This window comes from Dulcicalothrix desertica PCC 7102, assembly GCF_003991905.1.
GTDB classification, from domain to species: Bacteria; Cyanobacteriota; Cyanobacteriia; order Cyanobacteriales; family Nostocaceae; genus Dulcicalothrix; species Dulcicalothrix desertica.
Genome location: NZ_RSCL01000013.1, coordinates 277980 through 283863 on the forward strand (window position 1 = coordinate 277980; position 5884 = coordinate 283863).

The window sequence follows — 5884 nt, forward strand, 5'->3', positions numbered from 1 at the left end:
ACCGGGTGTGGGATGCGCGGTGATTCCCGGTAGCAGAACTGTCTTGCCAGAAAACGATTTCACTTTGCCTGCATCTAAATAAGGTTTGACAGTTTTCGCGGCTTCGTCAAAGTACTTTTCAGCAACGTTGAATCGCTTGGCATTCGCTCGATCAAACCAGAAATCGATATCTGGCTTGCCGACATAGAGCGTGGCGGCAGGAAACACCCGTTTTCCCTGTTCGACCAGCCCCCCACTATGATCGGTATGAATATGAGTCAGGAGGATTGCATCAATCTCGTTAGGCGTGTAGCCTGCTGCCTTTAACGATGTTTGAAGCTTACCACCCAGTTTTGGACCAAAAAAGTTTCCGGCTCCCGTGTCCACGAGTACTTGTTGATCTCCAGTGTCGATTAAGAAAGCATTAATCGATGCCTCGACAGGATTAGTCAGAAAGTTTTTCTGAAGCAGGCGATCGGTTTCTGTTGGGTTTGTATTCGACAGCAGCGTATGTAGATCCTGGGGGAGTGTGCCGTCGCTCAGGACTGTAATTGCGAAATCACCTAACTTGAATGGATAGACACCTGGCACTTGAGCGATCGCACTTTTGCTCAGTGATATCGCTGGAAAAAGACAAGAGGTCACAATCGTTAGCACTGTGGTTGCAACCGCTATCATCAGTCTATAAAACATATTAGAACCCTTTTAGCAATAAAGGACTCGATAGATAATCACCCCTGAAGAAAGTCCAACAACAAGGGATTGATCTGATCAGCGTGAGTCCAGTTGATGGCGTGCGGTCCGCCAGGAATGACAACAAGTTGACTGTTTTTAATCAGCTTCGGGAGTCTTGCTGCGGTGTACGTTGGCTAGAATTCCCAAATCCTCGGCGATCGTAGGTAATGACTCGATACCCTGCATTTAGCAGCACTAAGACCTGCTTTTCCCACGAATGACCGTTGAGGGGAAATCCATGAATGAGAATAATTGGTTGACCTGTCCCAATATCTTCGTAGTAGAGATCAATGGTTGCAGAATTTTCTTGACCAACAGTAACGTAAGGCATTGCAATCTCCTATGAATGCTGAATTTAAATCGTTAGCTGGCTGCTCTTGACACAGCAACCATTTAGATTTGTGCCATGCCGCCATCCACAAACAATTCGATGCCGTTGACAAAGCTGCTGTCATCGGAAGCGAGAAAGACAACAGCTTTGGCGATCTCGTCGGGCGTGCCGACTCGTCCCAATGGAATATTTTTAGCTTGGCTCTCCACAAATTCTTTCGCCTGCTCTTCATTGAATCCAAACTGATCGTAACCAGGAGTCGGAGTCGTGCCAGGACTAATAGCATTCACCCGGATTTTGCGTTCTTTAAGGTCGAGTGTCCAGTAGCGGGCAAACGCTCGCACGGCGGCTTTGGTGGCGCCGTAAACGCTGAAGGCCTTTGTGCCAACGATAGAAGCAGTTGAGGCATTCAGGATGATGGCAGCACCCTCTGGCATCAATGGCAGTGCCTTCTGCACAGTGAAAAGTAGACCTTTGACATTAATGTTGAAGGTTTTGTCAAAGTGTTCTTCGGTGATCGATCCGAGCGCTCTGGGTTGTCCAACGCCAGCATTAGCAAAGACCACATCCAAGTGACCTTGCTTTTGCTCGATCGTGGCGTAAAGCCGATCAAGGTCTGCCAAATTTGAGACATCGCTCTGAATGCCTATAACATTGTTACCAATTTCGTTTACAGCAGCATCAAGTTCAGTCTGACGACGACCCGTGATAAAGACATAGGCACCTTCAGCGACAAATCGCTTGGTTGTGGCAAGACCTATGCCGCTGGAGCCACCAGTGACAAGCGCAACTTTTCCTGAGAGTTTTTGTGACATAGTGTTTTCCTGGTTGAGTTTAGGGATTACAAATTTGATTACGTCTCCAACTGTTGGGATCTATTTCATTAATGAATTCATAATGGGGTGACAAACTCGATTAGATTGCCGTTATTGTCTTGAATGATACAGAGCCGAATACCCGGATCAGGATAGCTTCCGAGTTCGACAAATGTTTTCACACCACATCGATTTAATTCAGCAAGAACTGCATCGACATCTCGAACTCGAAAACAAAAATGTCCGATGCCTGTTGTCCTTAATCCCTCACCAAGATTAGTCGCGATCGGCATTCCTGATTGTGACTGAGTAGAGCCAATAATTTCGATGCGAAAGCCATATACACTGAGATAAGCCAATTTCAGATCTGGGAAAACGCCTACTGTCCATTCATGTTGGATCGTCGCATCTAGCTTTTCTTGATACCACTGAAGCGTTTCCTCATAGTTCGGTACATTCAAGCAAACATGATCGATTTGCATCGAACTCAGAGGATTTGAGCCTAGAGTTGAAGATGTTTGAGTTAAAATTGTCATTTGAATCTCCTGTAATTGTGAATGTTCTAGATACCTCAGAGTCTTACCGTGTAAGCGAATGGGGTGCGAGATGTCCGATCGTCGATCGAAACACATCATCTGGATCGTATTTCTGCTTAAGATCGAGCAATCGCTCATAGTTCGACCCGAAGGCAAGCCGAACGCGCTCAATTTCATGCTCCGAAAGGAGATTGATGTATCCCCCTTTGAAAGCATAAGGTGCAAGGGAGCGTGAGAGGTTCTGTGCCCATTGGATATACCGCTGCTCGTCCTCCTGTGGCTCCCAAGCTGCAATTAGCTCAACCATCAGATGATCCTGACGCAGCGCAAAAGCAGTCTCGGACACACCTACCCGACTCGCGGCTCCATGAAAGTGATGGATGTTAATCGCCGAAAACGGAGAAGGTAATGGCAGTCCCTGTTCAATCAGTGCCTCTAAAGTCTCCGTCTGGAGTCCCTTAAGTGACTGAGTTTGAAGGTAGTAGTGACGACCCTTTGGAGTGAACGCATCGCTACTATGAATTAATTCGTGATAAGAAACAGATTGCATCTGATCGACCAGCACTGTACCAAAAGTTCGCAGAGGTGCAATAGCCTGCTCACCCATTTCGAGCGAACCACAATAAGTTGGTGAGAGAAACAGCACCGTCTGACCATCGGGGATTTGAAGGAATCCAGACCGAATCGTCAATTCATCAGGAGCGGTGGCGATGAACTCGTTAAGACGGTGTAACACAGTTTTGGCTTGATTCAAAGGATAGAGCAGTAAACCCGATAACACGGTTGTGAGCGGATGCAGGCGAAACTCCAGGGAAACAACGACTCCAAAATTGCCACCGCCGCCACGCAGTCCCCAGAGAAGGTCGGCGTTTTCCTTGGCGTTTGCGGTGATAAGTTGCCCATCAGCAGTGACCACTTGTGCCGACAGCAAATTATCAGCAGCCAGTCCATAGGCGCCAGTCAGCGAACCATAGCCTCCACCCAGAGTAAGTCCTGTCATACCCACGCTGGAGATTGTTCCTGTGGCGGTTGCTAACCCATATTTCTGTGCTGCCTCAATCAGGTTGCCAGCCGTTGCTCCAGCTTGAATTTGAGCTGTGCGCTTGTTTGGCTCAACGGTAACAGCTTTCATCTGAGAAAGATCGATCACCACGCCATTCTCCGCGAGAGATCGTCCGAAAATCTCATGTCCAGCACCTCGAACCGAGAGGGGTAGATTATGCGATCGTGTCCAGCGAATCGTATGAATGACATCTTGTACAATGAGACAACGAGCGATTGCGGCAGGTTGAGTCTTTACCTTGCCATTCCAGAGTTGGCGCACCTCTTCATAGTTAGCGTCTTCAGGCAGAACAAGCTGTCCTGTGAGAAGTGTTGCCAGATCATTGAAAGCAGCACTGTGACGGTATGTAGTTGTCATGATTTCACCTTTTCAGGTCATTATTTGTTGAATGACGGCAACATTAGTGGGCTGGCGATTGCAAATTCTGCTGCTAGTCGCGTCCTGCCACAATAATCTTTTCTGCTAAACCGATCGGGTTAGAAAACATGACCTCGTGACTACCGGGCATTTGTACAAGCCGAAATAGCCCCAAGCGGTTAGACATTTTCGGATGCCAACCCCACTGTTCGCCTTGAGGGAGGACATTATCTTCTGTACAGTAGAGGTAACTTTTAGGAATGGGCAGCGAGTAAAACTGCTTCAAGTCCAACTTGTCAATTAACGGTTGATACGGTTCAGGTGATAATTGTGCGTAACTAAATTTAGCCAATTCCAGGTCAGCGTCGTTGAGACACGCTTCTCGCCAAAGCTCAAAAGGCATCACCACCGTGTTATTACCCGATTCTCTCGCTAGATTGTCTAATAACGCTTGAGAGTCGGGCGGGATGTTATTTCTAAGGCTCTCCCCATCATTGAGGACAAAGGCATTGAAGAAGATGAGCCGTCGAATACGATCGCTAATTGCTTCGGCAACTTTGGCAATAATCGTCCCGGCGAAACTATGTCCGAGTAGGACGATATCAGTTAAGTCTTTATCAATGATGTAATCGACGATCGATTGCGTACATTGAGCATGGTTGACGTTTTTATTCACGCCTTTACCATGACCCGCGATCGTAGGAGCAAAGCAGTCATGCCCTTTCACTTCTAAATGTTGGATGACAGCTTTCCAAGCAGAACCATCGTGCCATGAACCATGAACCAAAACAAAAGTTGACATAAAATCGCTCCTTAAATTAGCCTGTCGTGTATCCGCCATCGATCGCGTGCTTGTTGACCTGTAATGTAGCTCTTCGATCCGTTTAGCAATTATCAACGCCGTAAAGCTGGTCTAATTTTCGGTAAATTTCAGCACAATTTTGCCCCGTGTTCCTCCCTGCTCTAGACGCTGATGTGCCAGAACGACCTGATCCCAAGACAATACTGAATCAATCACTGGGCGAAGCTGATGGCGTTCGATTAGTTTTGTCAAAGCCTCTAATTTTGCTCGGTACTGGGGTGAAAGAACAAAATGAATCGTCAGATTCTTGCCCCATGCTTCAAAAAGTGATTGCGGTATTGCAATGTCTACAATGCTTATAAGTCTACCGAAGGGACGAATGATTTCTAGACTACGCTGAATTGTTTCTCCGCCAATCGTATCTAGAACTAAATCCACACCCAGTCCATTTGTTAGTTGACGAATGACTTCTATATAATCTTCATTTTTGTAATCAATTACTCGATCTGCACCCAGTTCTGTCACGAAATCTCCGTTTCTAGAACTACACGTCGCAAAAACGTATGCCCCTATCGCTTTGGCGAGTTGAACTGCAATCGAACCAACTCCACCCGCACCCGCATGGATGAGAACTGTTTCACCAACTTGTAGATTGCCCCTAGTCACTAGACAATCCCAAGCAGTTCCACCTGCAAGCGGTAAAGAAGCTGCTTCAATGTGCGATAGATTTGTAGGCTTCAATGCAACAATCGCTGCATCAGCCACATGATACTGAGCGTAGCTACCGAATTCTCCAAAAACTTGCGGCGAGTAATACACGTTGTCTCCCACCTTGAAATCAGTCACAGCTTCGCCAATTGCCTCAATCACTCCTGAAACATCGACTCCAAGGATGGCGGGTAATCGAACCAGTTCCTTGTAATCACCACGACGAGTTTGGTAATCGACCGGGTTAATCGAGGTTGCACAAACTCTGACTAACACCTGATTCGCCTTCAGCGTTGGTATGGGAACAGTTTGAATCTCAAACTTCTCAGCATCACCAAACGCAGTTAATACGGCTGCTTTCATAGATTCCATCTGTGACAACTCTCCTTGATTTAGAATAAACAGTGACGGGATTACGGTATTATTTATTTTTTGGACTATCCAATTTATCCTAAAGTCTATCACCGCAATTTTGTTTCAACTTTTATCAAATCGGCAGCCTTTTCTCCAATCATAATTGCCGATGCATTTGTGTTTCCTGTGATCATAGTTGGCATA

At 46.5% G+C, this 5884-nt stretch carries 7 protein-coding genes; all 7 read right to left on the reverse strand.

What is annotated here, in order from left to right:
- Window positions 1–672 (reverse strand): MBL fold metallo-hydrolase (locus DSM106972_RS26775; protein ID WP_148129252.1); only part of this gene is annotated, 672 nt, incomplete at its 3' end.
- Window positions 673–814: 142 nt separating this feature from the next.
- Complete coding sequence (locus DSM106972_RS53890) at window positions 815–1045, reverse strand: alpha/beta fold hydrolase (protein ID WP_272954049.1); 231 nt, start codon at window positions 1043–1045, stop codon at window positions 815–817.
- 62 nt (window positions 1046–1107) lie between these two features.
- Window positions 1108–1860, reverse strand: coding sequence for an SDR family NAD(P)-dependent oxidoreductase (locus DSM106972_RS26785; RefSeq protein ID WP_127083548.1), 753 nt, complete (start codon window positions 1858–1860; stop codon window positions 1108–1110).
- Between the two features lie 77 nt (window positions 1861–1937).
- Window positions 1938–2396, reverse strand: a complete 459-nt coding sequence (locus tag DSM106972_RS26790; RefSeq protein WP_127083549.1) for a VOC family protein — start codon at window positions 2394–2396, stop codon at window positions 1938–1940.
- Window positions 2397–2439: 43 nt separating this feature from the next.
- Window positions 2440–3816, reverse strand: a complete 1377-nt coding sequence (locus DSM106972_RS26795) for an FAD-binding oxidoreductase (RefSeq protein WP_127083550.1) — start codon at window positions 3814–3816, stop codon at window positions 2440–2442.
- A gap of 73 nt (window positions 3817–3889) precedes the next feature.
- A complete protein-coding gene (locus tag DSM106972_RS26800; protein WP_127083551.1) occupies window positions 3890–4618 on the reverse strand; it encodes an alpha/beta fold hydrolase in 729 nt (242 codons plus the stop codon).
- 111 nt (window positions 4619–4729) lie between these two features.
- Entirely contained in the window at window positions 4730–5791 is a 1062-nt protein-coding gene (locus DSM106972_RS26805) for a zinc-dependent alcohol dehydrogenase family protein (protein ID WP_233787261.1), read from the reverse strand.
- Window positions 5792–5884: the final 93 nt, after the last annotated feature.